This is a genomic window from Bradyrhizobium sp. LM2.9, from assembly GCF_054056555.1.
In genome coordinates this window covers 5,725,955-5,745,905 of record NZ_JBSRYJ010000002.1, presented here as the reverse complement: position 1 = coordinate 5,745,905, position 19,951 = coordinate 5,725,955, and the positions used below count along the sequence as shown (strand labels likewise).

19 protein-coding genes and 2 pseudogenes are annotated in these 19,951 nt (G+C 65.0%); 12 read left to right on the top strand and 9 right to left on the bottom strand.

All coding sequences use genetic code 11. From position 1 onward, the window contains the following. Positions 1 to 26: 26 nt before the first annotated feature. Positions 27 to 1,331, top strand: coding sequence for an HlyC/CorC family transporter (locus ACVWW3_RS29755; RefSeq protein ID WP_354050198.1), 1,305 nt, complete (start codon positions 27 to 29; stop codon positions 1,329 to 1,331). Positions 1,332 to 1,498: 167 nt separating this feature from the next. On the opposite strand, the gene ACVWW3_RS29750 is transcribed toward ACVWW3_RS29755, so the two are convergent. Then, positions 1,499 to 1,774, bottom strand: coding sequence for a BolA family protein (locus tag ACVWW3_RS29750; protein ID WP_247340101.1), 276 nt, complete (start codon positions 1,772 to 1,774; stop codon positions 1,499 to 1,501). A 159-nt stretch (positions 1,775 to 1,933) separates the two neighbouring features. Between ACVWW3_RS29750 and ACVWW3_RS29745 the strand changes: the two genes are divergently transcribed. After that, on the top strand, positions 1,934 to 2,569 hold the full coding sequence (locus tag ACVWW3_RS29745) for a J domain-containing protein (protein WP_247340098.1): 636 nt from the start codon (positions 1,934 to 1,936) through the stop codon (positions 2,567 to 2,569). A gap of 143 nt (positions 2,570 to 2,712) precedes the next feature. Here the strand turns inward: ACVWW3_RS29745 and ACVWW3_RS29740 are convergent, their stop codons facing one another. Continuing rightward, on the bottom strand, positions 2,713 to 3,807 hold the full coding sequence (locus tag ACVWW3_RS29740; protein ID WP_456647780.1) for a citrate synthase/methylcitrate synthase: 1,095 nt from the start codon (positions 3,805 to 3,807) through the stop codon (positions 2,713 to 2,715). Positions 3,808 to 3,885: 78 nt separating this feature from the next. Between ACVWW3_RS29740 and ACVWW3_RS29735 the strand changes: the two genes are divergently transcribed. Continuing rightward, positions 3,886 to 5,115, top strand: a complete 1,230-nt coding sequence (locus tag ACVWW3_RS29735) for a citrate/2-methylcitrate synthase (protein ID WP_456672232.1) — start codon at positions 3,886 to 3,888, stop codon at positions 5,113 to 5,115. Positions 5,116 to 5,252: 137 nt separating this feature from the next. Here ACVWW3_RS29735 and ACVWW3_RS29730 read toward each other — a convergent pair whose 3' ends face one another. After that, positions 5,253 to 5,912: a DedA family protein gene (locus ACVWW3_RS29730; RefSeq protein WP_456647781.1), complete on the bottom strand. Its 660-nt coding sequence runs from the start codon at positions 5,910 to 5,912 to the stop codon at positions 5,253 to 5,255. A gap of 297 nt (positions 5,913 to 6,209) precedes the next feature. On the opposite strand from ACVWW3_RS29730, the gene cobS reads away from it, so the two are divergent. From cobS to ACVWW3_RS29705, 5 genes and pseudogenes are all read left to right on the top strand, one after another. Beyond that, complete coding sequence (gene cobS, locus ACVWW3_RS29725; RefSeq protein ID WP_247340084.1) at positions 6,210 to 7,208, top strand: cobaltochelatase subunit CobS; 999 nt, start codon at positions 6,210 to 6,212, stop codon at positions 7,206 to 7,208. 166 nt (positions 7,209 to 7,374) lie between these two features. Then, positions 7,375 to 9,277, top strand: a pseudogene (cobT, locus tag ACVWW3_RS29720) (cobaltochelatase subunit CobT). Continuing rightward, positions 9,274 to 10,348 (top strand): annotated as a pseudogene (locus tag ACVWW3_RS29715) (esterase-like activity of phytase family protein). The pseudogenes cobT and ACVWW3_RS29715 overlap by 4 nt, the downstream one beginning before the upstream one ends. 136 nt (positions 10,349 to 10,484) lie before the next feature. Next, positions 10,485 to 11,597, top strand: coding sequence for an NADH:flavin oxidoreductase/NADH oxidase (locus tag ACVWW3_RS29710; protein WP_247340080.1), 1,113 nt, complete (start codon positions 10,485 to 10,487; stop codon positions 11,595 to 11,597). A 320-nt stretch (positions 11,598 to 11,917) separates the two neighbouring features. Beyond that, positions 11,918 to 12,325 carry a hypothetical protein gene (locus ACVWW3_RS29705; protein ID WP_247448221.1) on the top strand — a complete coding sequence of 136 codons (408 nt, stop codon included), beginning with the start codon at positions 11,918 to 11,920 and terminating at the stop codon, positions 12,323 to 12,325. 15 nt (positions 12,326 to 12,340) lie between these two features. On the opposite strand, the gene ACVWW3_RS29700 is transcribed toward ACVWW3_RS29705, so the two are convergent. The 3 genes from ACVWW3_RS29700 to ACVWW3_RS29690 form a co-directional block, all read right to left on the bottom strand. Beyond that, on the bottom strand, positions 12,341 to 12,586 hold the full coding sequence (locus ACVWW3_RS29700) for a PilZ domain-containing protein (protein WP_027535908.1): 246 nt from the start codon (positions 12,584 to 12,586) through the stop codon (positions 12,341 to 12,343). A 155-nt stretch (positions 12,587 to 12,741) separates the two neighbouring features. Beyond that, positions 12,742 to 14,082: a DUF2235 domain-containing protein gene (locus tag ACVWW3_RS29695; RefSeq protein WP_456647783.1), complete on the bottom strand. Its 1,341-nt coding sequence runs from the start codon at positions 14,080 to 14,082 to the stop codon at positions 12,742 to 12,744. 296 nt (positions 14,083 to 14,378) lie between these two features. Then, a complete protein-coding gene (locus ACVWW3_RS29690; RefSeq protein WP_256467629.1) occupies positions 14,379 to 14,513 on the bottom strand; it encodes a hypothetical protein in 135 nt (44 codons plus the stop codon). A gap of 357 nt (positions 14,514 to 14,870) precedes the next feature. Between ACVWW3_RS29690 and ACVWW3_RS29685 the strand changes: the two genes are divergently transcribed. The 4 genes from ACVWW3_RS29685 to ACVWW3_RS29670 all read left to right on the top strand — a co-directional run bounded on the left by ACVWW3_RS29685 (position 14,871) and on the right by ACVWW3_RS29670 (position 16,734). Next, the gene (locus ACVWW3_RS29685; protein WP_456647784.1) at positions 14,871 to 15,128 is read left to right on the top strand and encodes a hypothetical protein; all 258 of its coding nucleotides are present in this window, start codon (positions 14,871 to 14,873) and stop codon (positions 15,126 to 15,128) included. A gap of 1 nt (position 15,129) precedes the next feature. Beyond that, on the top strand, positions 15,130 to 15,426 hold the full coding sequence (locus ACVWW3_RS29680; protein WP_456647785.1) for a hypothetical protein: 297 nt from the start codon (positions 15,130 to 15,132) through the stop codon (positions 15,424 to 15,426). A 209-nt stretch (positions 15,427 to 15,635) separates the two neighbouring features. Beyond that, positions 15,636 to 15,914: a DUF1488 family protein gene (locus tag ACVWW3_RS29675; RefSeq protein ID WP_247448225.1), complete on the top strand. Its 279-nt coding sequence runs from the start codon at positions 15,636 to 15,638 to the stop codon at positions 15,912 to 15,914. A gap of 139 nt (positions 15,915 to 16,053) precedes the next feature. Then, a complete protein-coding gene (locus tag ACVWW3_RS29670) occupies positions 16,054 to 16,734 on the top strand; it encodes a hypothetical protein (RefSeq protein ID WP_456647786.1) in 681 nt (226 codons plus the stop codon). 260 nt (positions 16,735 to 16,994) lie between these two features. Here ACVWW3_RS29670 and ftsZ read toward each other — a convergent pair whose 3' ends face one another. From ftsZ to ACVWW3_RS29655, 3 genes are all read right to left on the bottom strand, one after another. Beyond that, on the bottom strand, positions 16,995 to 18,254 hold the full coding sequence (gene ftsZ / locus ACVWW3_RS29665; RefSeq protein WP_456647787.1) for a cell division protein FtsZ: 1,260 nt from the start codon (positions 18,252 to 18,254) through the stop codon (positions 16,995 to 16,997). 50 nt (positions 18,255 to 18,304) lie between these two features. Next, positions 18,305 to 18,613: a hypothetical protein gene (locus tag ACVWW3_RS29660; protein WP_456647788.1), complete on the bottom strand. Its 309-nt coding sequence runs from the start codon at positions 18,611 to 18,613 to the stop codon at positions 18,305 to 18,307. A gap of 541 nt (positions 18,614 to 19,154) precedes the next feature. Beyond that, a complete protein-coding gene (locus ACVWW3_RS29655) occupies positions 19,155 to 19,697 on the bottom strand; it encodes a hypothetical protein (protein WP_456647789.1) in 543 nt (180 codons plus the stop codon). Positions 19,698 to 19,951 lie beyond the last annotated feature (254 nt).

Sequence of the window (19,951 nt, the reverse complement as noted above, 5' to 3'; positions counted from 1 at the left end):
GTCAAAACAAGAAACCAGAGTGGTTCATGGACTGGCTCGGATTCACCATCGTCGTCCTCTGCCTGCTCGTCTCGGGCTTCTTTGCCGCGAGCGAGACCGCGCTGATCGGCGCCTCGCGTGCCAGCATGTTGCGGCTTTCCAAGCAGGGCAACCGCGACGCCGACGTGGTCTCGCGACTGCTCGCCATGCGCGAGCGCCTGATCGGCGCGCTGCTGCTCGGCAACAACATCGCCAATATCAGTGCATCCGCCCTTGCCACCAGCATCTTCACGTCCTGGTTCGGCGATGTCGGCGTGCTCTATGCGACCGGCGTGATGACCGTGCTGGTGGTGATCTTCGCCGAGGTGCTGCCGAAGACCATCGCCATCAACGCGCCCGACCGCATGGCGCTTGCGGTGGCGCGCCCGATGCGGATGACGATGTACGTGCTGGGGCCGCTGCTCAGAATCGTCGAAGTCATCGTGCGCCTGTTGATGCGCATGTTTGGCCTCGCCGGCGAGCACCAGGCGATCCTGTCGCCGACCGAACGCCTGCGCGGCGCGGTCGACCTGTTGCATCACGAGGGCAAGGTCGAGAAGCAGGATCGCGACATGCTCGGCGGCCTGCTCGATCTGCGCGAGCTTCAGGTTTCCGACGTCATGATCCATCGTACCGAGATGACGATGATCAACGCCGACCTGCCGCCGGAAGAGCTGGTGCGCGAGGTGCTGGCGACCGAATACACCCGCATCCCGCTGTGGCGCGAGAAGCCGGAAAACATCATCGGCGTGCTCCACGCCAAGGATCTGTTGCGCGCGATCCGCGCCTCGGACGGCGACACCTCGCGCATCGACGTCTCCACCATCGCGCTGCCGCCCTGGTTCGTGCCGGAGATGCGGCCGGTGTCCGAGCAGCTCAAGGCGTTCCGCCGCCGCAAGACCCATTTCGCGCTGGTCGTCGACGAGTACGGCGAAGTTGAAGGTCTTGTGACGCTGGAAGACATTCTCGAAGAGATCGTCGGCGACATCTCCGACGAGCATGACGTCGTGGTTGCGGGCGTGCGCGCCCAGCCGGACGGCTCGGTCGTCGTCGACGGCTCGGTGCCGATCCGCGACCTCAACCGCGCCCTGGACTGGCATCTGCCCGACGAAGAGGCAACCACGGTTGCCGGCCTCGTCATTCACGAGGCGCGCTCGATCCCCGACCGCGGCCAGAGTTTCACCTTTCACGGCTTTCGCTTCCGCGTCCTCCGCCGCGAACGCAACCGCATCACCGCGCTCCGTATTTCACCGGTGCCGCGCGAATCGGAGGTGGACGAGGCGAAGCCGAGAAGGGCCGGGACGTCGTTTTAGGATTCGCGTGACCCTGTTGCCCCTCATGGCGAGGAGCGCCGCAAGGCGCGTCTCGAACCATGCAGGCCAGGACGCCGCAACGGCGGCCTGCATCCTTCGAGACGCGCGCAAATGCGCGCTCCTCAGGATGAGGAGAAATGGCGCCGTCTGCTGCTCGAATTGGCGAGCTAAGTCCCGCCTTCCCCCGGCGCCTGCGCGTGGATGGCCAGCGCGTGCACGCTGCCGGAGAGTTCCGCGGCCAGCGCCGCATTTATCATGCGGTGACGATCGACGCGGCCCTTCCCTTTGAAGGCTTGAGACACGATATAAACGCGGAAGTGCGTCTCGCCGCTCGGCCGATGGCCGGCGTGGCCCTCATGCAAATGTGACTCGTCGACGACCTGCAGGCTTTCCGGCGTGAAAGCTTCCTGCAACTTGTTGCTGATAGTATCTGTCATAGCCATGGATGTGCCATTAAGGTGCGAGATCGCTCTCCGTTGTTTGCGCAGGCCGCCTCTGGCGACCGTTCTTGAGAACGCCGAAGCCGAGCTTTGGCTATGTGTTTTCAGCTAATTGCAATGTCAAGACTTGAAGGTTTTTGCATTGCGTAGTCAAAGTCAGTCATGCCGATCGATTCATCAAAGTTCTTCGACTCCATCCGGGTCAAGCCGAAAGGCAAGCAGCCGGAAGTGAAGCCGCGCGACGCCGTGGCCAACTGCGAATGGACCGGGTGTCAGAACAAGGGCGCCCATCGTGCGCCCAAGGGTCGCGACAACCAGCGTGAATACTGGCACTTCTGCCTGAACCACGTGCGCGAGTACAATCAGAACTACAATTTCTTCTCCGGCATGAATGCCGATGCGGTCGCGCGTTATCAGAAAGATGCGCTGACCGGCCACCGTCCGACCTGGAAGATGGGCGCCAATGGCGGCGTCAAGAAAGGCGCGGAGGCCGAGATCGACGGCGCCTTCGATCCGTTCAGCATGTTCCAGGAGCTCAACGGCCGCTCCGGCTGGCGCGCCGGCCCGCAGGCCGCGCCCAAGGCCGAGACGCGCAAGATCATGAACGCCGAGCGCAAGGCGCTCCAGGTGATGGGCCTCGGCCCCGACTCTTCGCTCGCCGACGTCAAGTCCAAGTACAAGTCGCTGGTGAAGCAGCACCACCCCGATGCCAACGGCGGCGACCGCTCCACAGAGGATCGACTGATCGAGATCATCAAGGCGTATAATTATCTGAAGACCGTGGTGCGCGAGGCGTAGGCCCCGCACTTCCCTTCTTCCCTTGCGGGAGAAGGTGGCGCGAAGCGCCCGATGAGGGGTTTCTCTCGGCGAATTCAACTGCAAGAGAGATGAGGATGTCGAGACAACCCTCACCCGTCTCGCCGCTCCGGGCCACGCATTCCCTACTCGTTCGGCATCGCCCCCACATACGACGAACTCGGCCGGATCAACCGCCCCGTCCGCTGCTGCTCACGCGCATGGGCGGTCCAGCCGGCTGCGCGGGCCACCGCGAAGATCGGCGTAAAAGCCTGTCTTGGAACCGCCAGCGCATCGAGCAGGATCGCGGTGAAGAACTCGACATTGGTTTCCAGCGGCCGGTCCGGATTCTTCTTGCGCAGCGCGCTACGGATATAGGCCTCGACCTCGCCGGCAAACGGCAGGCCGGCGCCGTCCGAGGCGAGCGCCTCGATCGCGGTCTTGAGCACGTCGGCGCGGGGATCGCGCACGCGATAGACGCGGTGACCAAAACCCATCATCCGCTCGCCGCGTGCCAGCGCCGCATCGACCCAGGTCTGGATGCGCTCGCGCGAACCGATCGCGTCGAGCATTTCCAGCACCGGCTCCGGCGCGCCGCCATGCAGCGGGCCGGTGAGCGCGCAATAGCCGGCGGTGACGGCGGCGAACAGATCGGCTTGCGTCGAGGCCACCACGCGCGCGGTGAAGGTCGAGGCATTCATGCCGTGATCGCAGACCGTGACGAGATAGGCGTCTAACGCCGTGACCTCGCGCGTCGCCGGTGCGCACCCGTGCAGCATGCGGAGCGTATCGGCGGCGTGGCTCACGCTCGGATCGGGCGCGACCGGATCGAGACCTTTGGCGCGCCGGACCAGCGCACCTGCGATCACCGGAAATGCGCCGACGATGGTCGCCTCGTGCTCCAGCCCGTGCTCCGCGCGAAGTCCCGCGACCGCCGCGCGAAACCCGTCGAGGATGCCCATGCCGCTTGTCGCTGGCAGCAGGTCGGCCAAACGCGCGAAAGCGCGTTCGCGTGCGGCACCCAGGTTCGCCCGCACATTGGCTTCGCTCAGCGTGGTCTTGCTGGCGCCGTTCCAAAGCCGGGCGGTAACGCCCTCAAAGTTCGACTGGCTCGCCAGTCGGCCGACATGCTCGCCGGCGATGATCAGCTCGCCGCGCTCGCCGTCGACATGGCTCAGCACGGTCTCAGCCGCGGGAACGCCGTCCAGCCCGATCTGACTCTTGGTGAGGTGGATGTTCATGGCCCAATCTCCGTTTTGCTATGCAGCGGAAGGTCGGGCCTCTCGACAGATTGATCAATCTTGATTACATAAATCAATATGAAAAATTCTGAGGAACTCTATCTCTCGGCGCGGGAGGCCGCCGCCGAACTCGCGATCTCGCCGGCCACGCTCTACGCCTATGTCAGCCGCGGCCTGGTCCGCTCCGAGCCGACGCCGGACTCGCGCAAGAACCGCTATCGCGCCGAGGACGTCCGGGCGCTGAAGGAGCGCCGGGTGCCATCGCCCGAGCCGCGCGGCCTGCGCAGCTTCGACGCCGATTTGCCGGTCATGGATACGGAGATATCCACCATCACCGAGGACGGCGCGATCTATCGCGGCGTCAATTGCGTCGATCTCGCCGAGAACGACACGCTGGAGCACACCGCGACGCTTCTATGGGACGTCTCCGGCGTCGATCCCTTTGCACCTGACAATTTTCCAGCAGTATCCGATGAGATGCGCCTGATCGCGCAGGCCGCGCGCCGCGCCGCGCCGATTGATCGCGCCATCGCGGTGCTGGCGCTCGCATCGAGCGCCGATCCCCGCGCCTTCACCCGTGCACATGACGGACGTGCGATGGTCGGTGCGCGCATCGTCCGGCTCCTGGTCGCGACCATGCTCAATACGGAGCCGTCGGCCGAGCCGTTGCACCAGCAGATCGCCAGGGCCTGGGCGCCCGACAGCAAGCACGCGGCTGATCTCATCCGCCGCGCGCTGGTTCTGCTCGCCGAGCATGAATTGAACGCGTCCACCTTCACCGCGCGCTGCGCGGCCTCGACCGGCCTCAATCTTTATGACTCCGTCATCGCCGGCCTCGCCGCGCTGAAGGGGCCGAAGCACGGCGGCGCCGGCGTGCTCGCCTCGCAGCTCGTCAAGGCGCTGGTGGATCGTGACGTCGAGCCAATGGTCCGCGAATGCGTCGCGCTCGGCGAACGCTTTGCCGGCTTCGGTCACGGCGTCTACAAGCGGGGCGATCGGCGCGCGCAGTCGCTCCTGAATGCCCTGGCCCGCGCCGGCGCACCGCGCAAATTCACCAAGGAGGTGCCGGAGCGCATCGCGGAGGCGACCGGCGAGCTCGTCAACATCGACTACGCGCTCGCGGTGCTCGTGCACGCACTGCGCCTGCCCGGAGGCAGCGAGCTCGCGCTGTTCGCAATGGCTCGCAGCGTCGGATGGATCGCGCATGCGAGCGAGCAATTGCAGCATGGCAAGCTGATCCGCCCGCGGGCCCGCTATGTGGGCCCGGCGCCGGGGCGGAGGGCGGGGGCTGCGGATTCCAAGGGATAATCAAAAACCGTCATGGTGAGGAGCGCGGAACGCGTGTCTCGAACCATGCAGGCCCGGCTGTCGCCCGCGGCCATCCTTCAAGACGCCCGCCGTTGGCGGGCCCTCAGGATGAGGGCGGTGTGCTTGGATACAGTCGATCAACCCCGCGGCTTCGCCACCGCCACACCGCCACCGTTCCGTCGGCGGTAGACCCAAACCGCCGCGCCCAGCACGATCGCCACGCCGACCACGGTCAAAATCCACATATGCTTATATGGATGCCCGTGATGCGGCAGCCCGGCATATTCGTGCAGAGCCGACACCGCCAAAACACCCGGCAGCACATGCGCGGGCGCCCAGACCAGGATCGCCGGGATGTTGATGGCGTAGAAGCGGGCCGGGGGCATGCCCAGCGCGCCGGCGGTGACCGGCACAAAGGCCCGGATCGGCGGCACGAAGCGGGCCAAGAACACGGCCCAGGCGCCGAAGCGGCGGAAGAAGTTTTCGCTCTGCTCGATCACGCGGGGATAGTTGGTCAGCGGCCAGGTGTTGAGAATCTCGCGCTGCCGCCGGTGCCCGATCCAGTAGGCCGACCCGTCGCCGAGCACAGCGCCAATTGCCGCCGCCAGCAACACCCATTGCAGCTTCAGCTCGCCGCCCGGAACCAGCGCGCTCAGCGCCAGGATGATGGTCGAGCCGGGGATCACCGAGCCGACCACCGGAACCGCCTCCAGCAGGGCCGCCAGGAACAGGGTCAGATAGGCCAGCCATGCATGGGCCGAGACGAATGAAATGAGGGGATCGAGGAAGGACGTCACATCGTCTCTGTGGTGGGGTTGGGCTGTGAGGTTAAGACCCTACATAAGTAACAAGCGGCGGTAAAAGTGCCACCCACGTACGCAGGGCCGCGCATCCCGCACGAATTTCAGGCGTGATTCGCAAGGCAGCCCTCCAAAATCTGCGTTTCTTGCCTATCTAAATGAAAAGACAACGGAACTTTGATTGGGGGGCGGGCTTCTGCCCGCACGTTGTCTCTGATAAGTTCGCCACCGCACCCAGCCGCAGCCAACGTGCAAATAACTGGTCTCGGGACCGCCCGGGGCCTCGGAGGATTGATGACGACCGCCGCCCTGTCCAAAGTTGAGGAAGTTTCCGGTCTGCCCGACATGAAGGTGTCGGTGCGCCAGGTCTTTGGGATCGACACCGATCTCGAAGTGCCGGCCTATTCCGAAGTCGATCCTCACGTACCCGAAGTTGATTCCGACTACCGTTTCGACCGCGCCACCACGCTCGCCATTCTCGCCGGCTTTTCCCGGAATCGCCGGGTCATGGTCACCGGCTATCACGGCACCGGCAAATCCACCCATATCGAGCAGGTCGCTGCGCGGCTGAACTGGCCCTGCGTGCGCGTCAACCTCGACAGCCACATCAGCCGTATCGATCTCGTCGGCAAGGACTCGATCGTGGTCCGCGACGGCAAGCAGGTCACCGAATTCCGCGACGGCATCCTGCCCTGGGCGCTCCAGCACAACATCGCGCTGGTGTTCGACGAATATGACGCCGGACGCCCGGACGTGATGTTCGTGATCCAGCGCGTGCTGGAAGTCTCCGGCCGCCTGACGCTGCTCGACCAGAACAAGGTGATCAAGCCCCACCCGGCGTTCCGCATGTTCTCGACCGCGAACACCGTCGGTCTCGGCGACACCTCGGGCCTCTATCACGGCACCCAGCAGATCAACCAGGGCCAGATGGACCGCTGGTCGATCGTCACCACGCTGAACTACCTCAGCCATGACGAGGAAGTGGAGATCGTGCTGGCGAAGGCCAAGCACTATCGCACCCCGGAAGGACGCGACATCGTCAACAAGATGGTGCGCCTTGCCGATCTCTCCCGTAACGCCTTCGCCAATGGCGATCTGTCGACGGTGATGAGCCCGCGCACGGTGATCACCTGGGCGGAGAACGCCGACATTTTTGGCGATATCGGATTTGCATTCCGGGTCACCTTTCTCAACAAGTGCGACGAACTCGAGCGTCCGTTGGTCGCCGAGTTCTACCAGCGCTGCTTCAACGCGGAGCTTCCGGAATCGGCGGTCAACGTGGCGCTCAGCTGATATCTCTTTCGGTGTGTCGTCCCGGCCGAGTGCGCAATTGCGCACGGGGGCCGGGACCCATACCGCGAGGTCTCTCGATTGAATCGGCGCGGGTCGTTTCTCCTGACGCAATGACCGCCGGTGGTTATGGGTTCCGGCCTTCGCCGGGACGACGGGTAAAGGCGACATGAGCACGTCCAACTCCAAATTCCGCAACACCAAGGAAGCCCCGACCGAGCCGTTCAAACGCTCGGTGGCGTCCTGCCTGAAGGCGATCGCGAAAGCGCCCGAGCTCGATGTCAGCTTCGCCGCGGAGCGTCCCGGGCTTGCGCCGGGCAAGGCGCGGCTGCCTGAGCCCGCGCGAAAAATGACCAAGCGTGATGCCGCCATCGTGCGCGGCCACGCCGATTCCATCGCGCTCAAGCTCGCCTGTCACGATCCAAAACTGCATCGCAAGCTGATGCCCGGCAATCCGCAGGCGCGCGGCGTGTTCGAGGCGGTTGAGCAGGCCCGCGTCGAGGCGATCGGCGCGCGTCGTATGGCGGGCGTTGCCAAAAACCTCACCGCGATGCTCGACGACCATTTCCATCGCGGCAAGTTCGACGAGATCACCGACCGCGCCGACGCACCGCTTGCGGACGCGCTGGCGATGCTGGTGCGCGAGCGCCTGACCGGCATGGCGCCGCCGACGGCTGCCAAGAAGGTCGTCGACCTCTGGCGTCCCATTCTCGAAGACAAGATCGGCAAGCGGCTCGACCGGCTCGATATCCTGGTCGAGGACCAGACCAGGTTCGGCGATGCCGTGCATGATCTGTTGACCGCACTCGAGATCGGCGACGAGCGCAATGCCGACAGTGAAGACAACGACGACAACGAGGACAATCAGGACGGCGACAACGACCAGTCCGGCGCCGAAGGCTCGCCCGATTCCGACGCCGCGCAGGAGATGAGCGCCGACCAGGCGCAGGCCAGCTCGGAAGATATGAGCGAGAGCGCGATGGAAAGCGCGCAGGCCTCGACCTCCGACACCTTCGACGACGGCGAGCTCGGCGACGACGAGACGCCGGGCGAGGCGACGCGTCCGAATTCGCACGGGAAGAACGAGCCGCGCGGGCCGGAATATCACGCCTTCGCGCCGAAATTCGACGAGATCATCGCCGCTGAAGACCTCTGCGACCATGACGAGCTGGAGCGCCTGCGCGCCTATCTCGACAAGCAGCTCGCGCATCTGCAGGGCATCGTCGCCCGTCTCGCCAACCGCCTTCAGCGCCGGCTGATGGCACAGCAGAACCGCGCCTGGGAGTTCGATCTCGAAGAGGGGCATTCTGGATCCCGCGCGCCTGTCGCGCGTGGTGACCGATCCCTATCACCCGCTGTCCTTCATGCACGAGAAGGAGGCGACCTTCCGCGACACCGTGGTGACGCTGCTGCTCGACAACTCCGGCTCGATGCGCGGCCGCCCGATCACGGTCGCGGCGACCTGCGCCGACATCCTCGCCCGCACGCTGGAGCGTTGCGGCGTCAAGGTCGAGATTCTCGGCTTCACCACGCGCGCCTGGAAGGGCGGGCAATCGCGCGAGGCGTGGCTTGCCGCCGGCAAGCCGGCCAATCCCGGCCGGCTCAACGATCTCCGCCACATCATCTACAAATCCGCCGACGCGCCGTGGCGCCGTGCGCGGAAGAATCTTGGCCTGATGATGCGCGAGGGGCTGCTGAAGGAGAACATCGACGGCGAGGCGCTGGACTGGGCGCACAAGCGCCTGCTCGGCCGGCCCGAGCAGCGCAAGATCCTGATGATGATCTCGGACGGCGCGCCGGTCGACGATTCCACGCTGTCCGTCAATCCCGGCAACTACCTCGAGCGGCATCTGCGCCACATCATCGAGGAGATCGAGACCCGCTCGCCGGTCGAGCTGATCGCGATCGGCATCGGCCATGACGTCACGCGCTATTATCGCCGCGCGGTGACAATCGTGGATGCCGAAGAGCTCGGCGGTGCCATCACGGAAAAACTCGCCGAACTCTTCAGCGAGACCAACACCGCACCCACGCAACCGGCCAACCGCCCGCGACGCAAATTGCATTCGTGAGCAACCATCGATCCCGCCGCAGCTTTATCGGCCACGCGGCGGCGGGATTTTCCACCCTCGCACTTTCTCACCTGGCGCAGGCGCAGCCTGCGACCGAGCCGCCGCCGCGTACCTCGCTGATCGAGCACGCCGTCGCCGCGCCCGTCCGCATCGAGGTGAACGCGCGGCCGATTCCGAATTTCGCACCGCGCGACGGTTCACGCACGCGCTTCGGTTCGCTTGAGTATCGCCAGCGGCCTTGTGCTGACCTCGCCGCATCGCGGCTTCGGTGGCCTGTCCGGCTTTCGCTTCCTCGATACCAGGGGTGAGCGCTTTCTCGCGATCTCCGACCAGGGCACCTGGTTCACCGGCGCGATCCGCTATTCGGGACGGAGCATGACGGGTCTCGACGACGTCGAGGCCGCGCCGGTGCTCAATGCGGAGGGACGGCCGATCACCGAGAAGCGCCTGTGGTACGATACCGAGTCGCTCGCGCGTGACGGCTCGTTGGTCTATGTCGGGCTCGAGCGCGTCAACCAGATCATGCGGTTCGATTTTTCGAAGGGCGGCATCCGCGCCCGCGGCGAGGTGCTGCAGACGCCGCCGGCGGTGCGCAAGCTGCCCTACAACAAGGGGCTCGAGGCGCTGGTGTTTGTCCCCACAGGGCAGCCGCTCGCGGGCAGCTTGATCGCGCTGTCGGAGGGCGGCTTCGATGCCGACGGCAATCTGATCGGATTTTTGATCGGCGGCCCCACGCCGGGCCAGTTCAGCATTCGCCGCACCGACCAGCAGTTCATCAGCGACGCCGTGCTGCTGCCCTCGGGCGATCTCCTGATCCTCGAGCGCAAATTCTCCTGGTTCACCGGCATCGATATCCGTATCCGCGCGATCCCCCTGAAATCGATCGCGCCGGGCGCCGTGGTCGACGGCCCCGTGCTGTTCAAGGCCGATCTCGGCCACGAGATCGACAACATGGAAGGCATCGACGCCCACGTCACCACCGACGGCGAGACCGTGCTGACGCTGGTGTCGGACGACAATTTCTCGCTGCTGCAGCGGACGCTCCTGCTACAGTTCGCGCTGGTGGAGTAGGGCGGCCCGGCGCGCTCCCGCAATGCATGACGTTACGGGCCGCCATTCCCCCCGCGCGGCTGGCAATCCGCGTTTCCATCATTACACTCCCTCTGCGCCCCACCATCGCCCCTCCATCCTCCGGAACTCCCCCCGCATGAGCGCCCTGTTTTCCCCGATCAAGCTGCGCGGCCTGACGCTGAAGAACCGCATCGTGGTGTCGCCGATGTGCCAGTATTCGGCCGACGACGGCGTCGCCAATGACTGGCACTTCACTCACATCAACAATCTCAGCCTGTCGGGCGCGGCGATGTTCTGCATCGAGGCGACCCATGTCGAGGCGATCGGCCGCATCACGCCGGGCTGCCTCGGGCTCTACAGCGACGCCGCCGAGGCCGCGCTGAAACAGATCCTCAGCTCGGTGCGCAAACATTCCTCCACGGCGGTCGCGATGCAGCTCGCGCATGCGGGCCGGAAAGCCTCGAGCGCACGGCCCTGGGACGGCGGCCAGCTGATTCCGCTGAGCGAAGGCGGCTGGCAGGCCGTGGCGCCGTCCGCGCTGCCGCACAAGGAAGGCGAGGCCGCGCCGCTCGCGCTCGACACCGCAGGCCTCAAGCGCATCCGCGACGCTTTCGTCGAGTCCGCGAAACGCGCGGATCGCATCGGCATCGACGCGATCGAGCTGCACGGCGCGCACGGCTATCTCCTGCATCAGTTTCTGTCGCCGATCTCGAACAAGCGCACCGACGAATACGGCGGTAGCTTGCAAAACCGCATGCGCTTCCCGTTGGAGGTTTACGATGCGGTGCGCGCGGTGTTCCCGCACGACAAGCCGGTCGGCATGCGGGTGTCCTCGACCGACTGGGTCGAGGGCGGCTGGGATCTGGCGCAGACCATCGCATTCGCCAACGCGCTGAAGGCGCGCGGCGTCGACTGGATCGATGCCTCCTCCGGCGGCGTCTCGCCGCTGCAGAAGATCACGCTCGGCCCCGGCTACCAGGTGCAGTTCGCAGAGGCCATCAAGCGCGAGACCGGATTGCCCACCATCGCCGTCGGCCTGATCACCGATGGAAAGCAGGCCGAAGAGATCGTCGCATCCGGCAAGGCCGACATGGTCGCGCTCGCGCGCGGCATGCTCTACGATCCCCGCTGGGCCTGGCACGCCGCAGCGGACGTCGGCGGCGAAGTCGAGGCGCCGCCGCAATACTGGCGCTCGCAGCCCTCGACGCAAAAGGCGCTGTTCGGCAAGACCACGTTCGGGGCGAGGTGAGGTCTTCACCTGCCGCCCATCTTTCTGCCGCCCATCCTTCGAGACGCCCGCCTTTGGCGGGCCCTCAGGATGAGGACGGAGTGCGCGGTAGCACTTTCGGCAGGCAACGATGCCGCTCAGCCTCATCCTGAGGAGACCGCAAAGCGGTCGTCTCGAAGGACGAGGCGCTCGCTCAGCGTCCGCCAGGACGTCATATGCGATAGCCCTGCCGCTTGCGGGAGAGGGAGTTAACCTCACGCATCCGTAACCCCTCTCACCTTCCACGTCAGGCAAAACTGGCCTAACCTCGCGCGCACTCCAATTCGTCACGGAGGCCCGCCATGCGGTTTCGTGTCCGGAAAGCTGCCCACGTCATCGAGCGCGTGGGTCTTGCGATGGCAGGCGCGGCGTGCGGGCTGTTCGTCGGCGCCTATGTGGGATCTGTGATACCCGCGCTCACCACGGAGGGCTTCCTGCTGCTGATGATGGTGCTGGGCTTCGTCGGCTTCTATCTCGGCATCGACACGCCGCAGCTGCCCTTCGACGAGGCCCACGGCGACATCGACGCCGCGGAACTGTTGAGCTCCGCCGGCACGCTCTGCGCCACGCTCACCGCATTCGCCTCGGTCGCCATCATCGTGCTCCGCCTCGATCCGCACATCGCGTGGAGCTGGTTCGCCTTGTTGGGCTGGATCGCAGGTGTCGCGATGCAGATCGTCGCGGGGGCGAAGGCGCGGATGCGGAAGTAGGTGGGGCGGCTTCGCCTAGAACACCACGCCCACCTTCGTGCCGCGCTTCCACGCCACGCGGCAGCGCTTCTTGGTATTCACGTGCAGCAGCTCGAACCGATCAGGAATCTTCACCTGCCCGCCGAGATCGACGCAGGCGCCGCCGGGCGAATAGTCGATCAGCGTGCAGACGATGACCGGCGCGCGCGGGTCGGTGATGATCTTGGCCTGGCGGGACACCAGGCCGGCGGGTTTGACGCGGGCATGTCGGCGCGGATGCATTGGCACTCTCCTCCAATTTCCGCGAATAGCGCGGGTGGTCTGGGAGATGATGCAGAGGAGTTGATGCGATCCAGCTAAGGCGGGGGCGAGAATTTTAATGAAAAGTGTCGGCGAATGGAGAAAGCGGCGGTAGTGGGGTATGACGAGGCCCCACCTCACTCCGCCACGATCTCCTCCGTCTCCGCCGCCGCCCCCACACCCGGCGGCACCGGCATCGGCACGGTCACATAATCCTTCGGCAAATTCACCGGCCGGTATCCCGGCTCCACCGCCATCCGCTTCAGCACGCTCTCATGCACATGCGCGCCGTCGGGGATGGGGCGCGGTTCGCAATCGGGGATGTAGAAGCCGAGAAAGACTTTCCGCTCCGGCCATTCCTTGTATGTCGCGCTCTTCGGCAGATACTCCAGCACGCGCCAGAGCGCCGTCATTGAATTGTGCAGCTCGCCGGTCGTGCCGGTGTAGGCGGGCTCGACATACTGGAACGGTGAGTGCTTGCGCTGGATGCCCCAGGCGAGCTGGTTCACGGTGCGCGGGTTGAAGTTCAGCCCGGCCTTCGCCGCCTCTTCGATCATCCAGATCAGCGGATATTTGGACTCGCCGCTCTCTGCCTCCGGATAACCGCCGCCGACATCGCAGTGCACGCCGGCGAACCACACCTGCAAAATGTCCTGTGGCTCCTTCTTCTCGTCGGGCACGTAACGGTGGCTCCAGTACTCCTGCGGCTCGTCATGCTTCTTGAGGCGGAACATGCAGCGCCGCTCGTCGATCGCGATCGCCTGCCGGAAGATGTTGACGCTCGGATTGCGCAGTGTGAAGGCGAGCTCCTCCAGGCTGAACACGAGGAAGAAGACGTCGCGCCGCGGCACGATCACGCTCGCCACCGTGTCCCAGACGCCGATGAAATGGATGGTCGGCCAGCGCGTGGAGGTGATGCGCGCGAATTGCGCGGCGAGGTCGAATTCGTCTTTCGGCAACGGCCCCTGATCATCGACATCGATACCCTTGAGGTCCTCGATGTCGTTGCCGCGCCCGGTGCCGGAATATTGCTTGTAGGCGACGAGGCCGGAGCCTGCGAGGTTCGCCTGCTCCGGCGAGATCAGCCCGATCTTGTGGATCAGCCCCGCCAGCACCCGCACCGTATAGGCGCCGCGCGAGAAGCCGAACAGATAGATCTTGTCGCCCGGCGCGTAGTGCTCGACCAGGAAGCGATAGGCCGACAGCACATTGTCATCGAGCCCGTAGCCGGTGGCGAGCCCCAGCACCAGATTGACGTTGGCTTTCCAGCGGTGCCACGTCGACGGCTCCGTCACGGTGCCGACGCCTGGATCGTAGAACACCATCTGCCGCGGCGACGTCTTGTCGGTCTTGCGCAGGCAGCGATAGAGCTTCAGGACGTTGGAGATGTTCTCCGAGATCTCGTTGCCGGTGCCGTCACAGCAGATGACGAGGTTTTTCGGCTCGGATTGATGGTCGGTCGTGCGGTCGTGCTCCACGGTACGCCCTCCCGGTAATGCTACCCGGGCGAGTATAGCGGAAAAAGGTAGGGAGAAGAGATGATAGCGGTCGCTTCTCCCTCTCCCATTGTGGGGCAGGGCTATCGCATATGAAGAAACATATGGCTGGAAGCTCGACTGCGGCCATCCTTCGAGACGCCCGCCTCCGGCGGGCCCTCAGGATGAGGGATGAGTGTGCGGCAGCATTTCAACGCAGACGGATGCAGCCAAGCCTCATCCTGAGGAGACCGCGTAGCGGTCGTCTCGAAGGACGAGGCGCCCGGCCTCGATCGCCCCTACTTCTTCTTCCCCTGACCGATCTCCGGCTGCCAGGCGGCGTCCTTGCGGCTCGGTGCCGCGGCGGTTGCTTTGACTTTGTCCTTCTTCGGCTTCTTGGTCTCGCGATTGCTGCGTTGCTGTCCCTTGGCCATGACGTCCGTCTCCTGTGGGGCTCGAATTCGCTGGGTTCGTTCGACTGCGAGATTGGCGCTGCCGTATGCGCTGGGCACGCGGCGACGAGAGAAAAGACACGCGGTGCCGCGCACACGAAACGCGGAACATGCAGCGCAATCTCGACCTCACGGCAATTGCGTGAGTTGCGCTGACGCTTACGAGCGTACGCCTGCGTCATGCCGATTGCGAGGACAAAAACGCCGCGCGCGAGCGCCGCGATGCGGCCTTAAGTGCCCGCCCGCGCTGACATAATGCTGGCTATTGCCGCGCTAGGGGCGCATGTTTGCGGCAGCTGGCGTCGGTTGAGGCCCCTTCTTTGTGAAAGGCAGGTGTGCATGACCATCCGCTCGCGGCGAGAAACCGTCACCTTCAAATATCCATTCCACATCCGCGGCGTCGAGCGCGAGTTGCCGGCCGGCGCCTATGAGGTCGTCACCGACGAGGAGATGATCGAGGGCCTGTCGTTCGCGTCCTATCGCCGCGTCGCCACCATGATCACGGTGCCCTCCGAAGGCGTGCGCGGTGCGACGGAGATGCTGTCGATCGGCTCGGTCGACCTGGCGGATGCCCAACGCATCGACGCGAGTGCCTGAAATGACTGACATCCCGGTCGATCTCGACAGCCACCGCGGCATGGCCGCCCAGAAGGCAACCGATCTGCGCCGCGCGCTGGCCGACGTCGAGGCCCAGGTCAGGGAGCTGCGCGAGCGCGAGGCCGATCTCGAAAACCGCATGATGTCGGTGCCGGCCGCGTCCTGGCCCGAGGCCGCCGTGAAGGCGCGCCATCTGCTCAACCTCTATGCCGCGGGCCTGCCCACTGAGGACACCCGCCACCGCGCGCTGGTGGCCGCGCTGTTCGACGATTTCGCAAGGCTGAACGGCGATAATTGACTCGAGCCGCAAGCCCCGGGCTCGCTGCACCTCTCCCGCTTGCGGGAGAGGTCGACGCGCCCCGGGCGATGGGAAGCATCGTCCCGCGCGCGGCGGGTGAGGGCTCTCTCCTCATCGGGGTTATCGCTTGTGGAGACACCCCCACCCCAACCCTCCCCCGCAAGCGGGAGAGGGAGCGCACCAGAACCAATCGGCACAAGGAGTACCCCATGACGCTCACCAGCAGCCGCTTCATCGGCCACGAACAGGACCGGGGCATCGTCCAGTTCTCGATGCAGGACGGCGCGAAGCAGATCGCCTGCGCGATCTCGACCTCCGCGATGGACGACCTCGAGCGCGGTCCGCGCGCCCGGCCCTCCGAGCGCGAAGAGCAGTTCACCCGCCTGCGCGAGCGCATCGAAGCCTGCGTGGAACGGAAATATCAGGCGACGGAGTTCGAGGGCACCCCGCCGGGCATCGTGTTGCGGAGCATTGATTTTCGGGGGTAGGCGAGGCGACGGTTCGCACCGCGAGCGTGCAGGCTTCGCGCATTTCGACCGCATCCGCAGGCCCCTTTACCGCCTCAGCTGTTGATATTAACCATCTGTTAACCATGCGGTCGCCTAATGTGAGGATTGGGGGATCACCATGTCGGCCCATGTGACGCGACCGAAGTTGATGCCAGCCGATCCTGCCTTTCATCTGCTTGGCGGGCTCGCGGTTCGTGCCAAGGCGTTCATACAGACCAAAACGGCTGTCCTACGGAGCAATGCCATGTTCGGAAAGGACGACTTAGTGGACAATCTCGGTCGCGATCTCGATCGCGCGCGCGGACGACGCGATGCTCTTGCATCCGAGGCTGCGACCCTGACGGCTCAGATCGCCGAAATCGAAACCCGCCTTTCGGAGGAGAAGAACAGGCGGGAGCGTGATCGCGTCCTGGGCGAAATCGAAGCGATCAAAACCCGAATCAAACAGGCCGGGAGCGCGTTTGCACCTGTTGTCGATGGTCTCTGCAAGGCGATCGTGCAGGCTGCGGCAGTTGTGCCCGAGGCCCGCGAGCTCAATAGCTTCCTGGTATCGGTGGCGGCCGAAATCGACAACGTCATCGATCCCTTGGTGCGCGAACTGGATCAGCGCGCGGATGCGGTGCGAATAGGCCACGCTGCATCGGACATCCCGAGTTCGGCCAATGAGGGGGCCATCGTACCGCCCGTGGAACCGCCAAAAGACAACAACGATCGCCTGCTTCGCTTCCCGGCATGGCTGTCTCGCGACAAGGAGCCGGAAAAGGAAACAGCGGAGAGCCCGCGCAGCACGGCAGCGTGAATCATCGGCGCGCCGCGCACCTCAAGAAGCTCGAATGCATGACGTTCGGAAGTCGCCGATGAAATTGCGCGATGACGATTCGTCCCAATCTCATCGCGCCCTGGACGCCTAGGAGCGGCCCATTCCCGGCATCGTAGCTCGCGAGGGAGTCTGTCACCGGGCCGCGCTTCGCGCGGACCCGTTGGTTGAGCCCCGGGATGACGACCCGTTGTCAGGCTCGCTGGTCCGCCAGGCAAGTAACTCCGGCTCTTGCGGCCAGCTCAGTTGGCGGCGCGGCGCAGGAAGGCCGGAATATCGAGAATGCTTTCGTCGGTCGCGTTGCGTGGAGATGAGCGGCCGTAGGGATCGAGCGGCTGAGGAGCTGCCTGGCGCGCATATTCCAGATCCGGCCTTGCCGGTTGCCCCGTGGGTCGGCCGGCCGCGGGGTGGAGCGGCGGGCTTTCCACCTGCGGAAGCGGTGCGCTGCGCTCGACGCGATCGGCGATGCGGCGGCTGTCGTTGCGCAGCCTGCCGGCGAGCTGCGTGAGTGAGGTTTCCGCCGGCGGCGTCTGCAGCGCCGGATCGAGATTGTCGATTCCGGTCGCCACCACCGAGACGCGGACGATGCCCTCGAGGCTTTCGTCAAACGACGCGCCGACGATGATGTTGGCGTCCGGGTCGGCCTCGTCGCGAATGCGGGTGGCAGCTTCGTCGACTTCGAACAGCATGAGATCCCTGCCGCCGGTGATGGAGATGATGAGGCCACTGGCGCGCTTGATCGAGGGGTTCTCGATCAACGGATTGGAAATCGCGGCCACGGCGGCGGCGAGCACGCGTTTCTCGCCGGAAGCTTCGCCCCGTCCCATCATCGCCTTGCCCTTCTCTCGCATCACGGAGAGAACGTCGGCAAAATCGAGATTGATCAGGCCTTCCTTGACGATGAGGTCGCTGATGCAGGCCACGCCCGAATAAAGCACCTGATCGGCAAGGGCAAAGGCATCGGCGAATGTGGTCTTCGCGCTGGCCACCCGGAACAGGTTCTGGTTCGGGATGATCAGCAGGGTGTCGACTGTCTTCAGCAATTCCTCGATGCCGGCTTCGGCAAAGCGCATGCGGCGCTGGCCCTCGAAGTAGAATGGCTTGGTGACCACGCCGATCGTGAGGATGCCGAGCTCGCGCGCGGTCCTCGCGATGATGGGTGCAGCCCCGGTGCCGGTACCGCCGCCCATGCCGGCAGTCACGAACACCATGTGCGCGCTGGTCAGATGTTCGCGGATCGTATCGATTGCCTCCTCGGCTGCGGCGCGTCCCAATTCGGGTTGCGAGCCGGCGCCAAGGCCCGCAGTCACCTGTGTGCCCAGCTGGATGAGGCGCGTCGCCTTCGACATGGCAAGCGCCTGCGCGTCGGTATTGGCGACGACGAAGTCGACCCCCTGCAGCCCGGCCGTGATCATGTTGTTGACGGCATTGCCGCCAGCGCCGCCAACCCCGAATACGACAATGCGCGCCTTCATCTCGCGAATATCTGTAGTGCCAGTCATTCTGTCCTCGCGGTTGCTCCGGCAGGCCGGGATGGGATGAGTATCGAGTGCTACCCGCAAGCCGCGCGGTCTGCGTCCACGATGGCCGCGGCCAGATGTCCCAATCGAAGCGCGGCTGGTCCCGTGGTCGCGCCGCCAGCCCGGCGACCGGTCCGCAGAGCCGCCACTTCGTCTTCCAGTCGTGCCGCCCACGCATTGGCGGCCATCGTCTCGGCAGCCGCCTGCGTCAGCTCGACGGCGAGGCGATCGGCGCACTCGCGCTCGCGCTCGAGATCTGACCGGTAGCCGGCTGCGACTGCTTCGAGCCGCGCGACCTCTGCCTTGAATGCCTCGATCTTGAAGGCCTCGATCTTTGCCATGGAGACATCGATGCGGTCTGCCGGGCGGCCAATTCGTGGGCGAGGCGTGTACCGGAATTCGGAGAAATCAACGCTCACCAGGGCTTTCCCATCGTCCGAGCGCGAGCGTGGCAAACCGCGTCGCCCGGCAAGCGAACGAGCGGCCTCGCGCGAGATATTGAGGCGGGCACTGAGATCGGCATACGTCAACAACGCAACGCACATCGGCGCTTCTCCTGGAGCGAGCCGGGAAGGCATTTCGGGCTAATGATGGCTGGACGATGAGTTTAGGCTAGGGTGCGTTGGTTAATGGACGGTTAACGCGCGCGGGGCGCTAGCGCCTGGCGTGCGCGCAGAGATGCCGAGCGCGAAGCTCGGTTCGTGCGCCTGCGCGAGTGCATCGAAGCCTGCGTGAGCGGAAGTATCAGGCGACGGAGTTTGAGGGGACGCCAGCGGGGGACCGTGCTGAGGAATATTGATTTTCGCGGGTAGGGAAGGGAACGGGCGAGCCCGCGCAGCAATTCGCCACCAGCCATCCAGCCGAGGGCGCAATCCCCCCGCCTCACGCGGCCCGGTCGAGTTCTTTCTCGTAGGCTTTCAGGCTTCCCTTCAAAGTCTCTTCGAGCTTAGCCGTGCGCGATCCGATCGCCGCATTGGCCGCTCGCACGGCAGCCGCCTGGATCGCCTCGTCGCGGCTAAGCTTGTCGTGTTGAAATAGCCATTTTGAGACCGTCGCCCAATCCCACAGCGGGCTGTCGGACGTCACGCGGGCGACCGGCGCAGGAAAATCCTTGGCGCGCTTTCCCTTGGAATATTGCGTCATCGCCGCGCGCGTCATGCCGGTTCGAGCGGCGATATCGGAGAGGCTGACGAGCGGGTCGGGCTCGACCCGATCGACGTGGGCGCCGGCGGCCTGCACGTTCTGCACCGCTGTGACGATGGCCTCGCTGACTGATTTCGCCTCACGAGTGAAGTCGACGATGATGTGGCCCTTCTGGAAGGCGATCGCCGCGTCGTCGCAGCCCGCATCATAGAAGCGCTGCTCGAAATCCTCCGCCGCAGGATCGAGGCCGGATGCAATGATGCTGAATTCGAATTTCTTCACTTGTCCTCTCCACCGTGCGGGCAGCGCGCGATCGCCGCATCACCTGCCGGGCGTGGTCTTCCGGGTTCTTCGGTGTGCCGTTCACGCCGACCTGGCAGCCGTCACGACCGGCATGCGGACAGAACAGCCGTCCCCAATGCCCCATCTTGCGCCACCGCCAACCTATCGATTCGGAGTCAACGACAACGGCCTCGATCTCATACGGGTGTCTGGGCCGATCAGCCGTGTCGGGGCCTGAAGATGCTGAAGGTGTT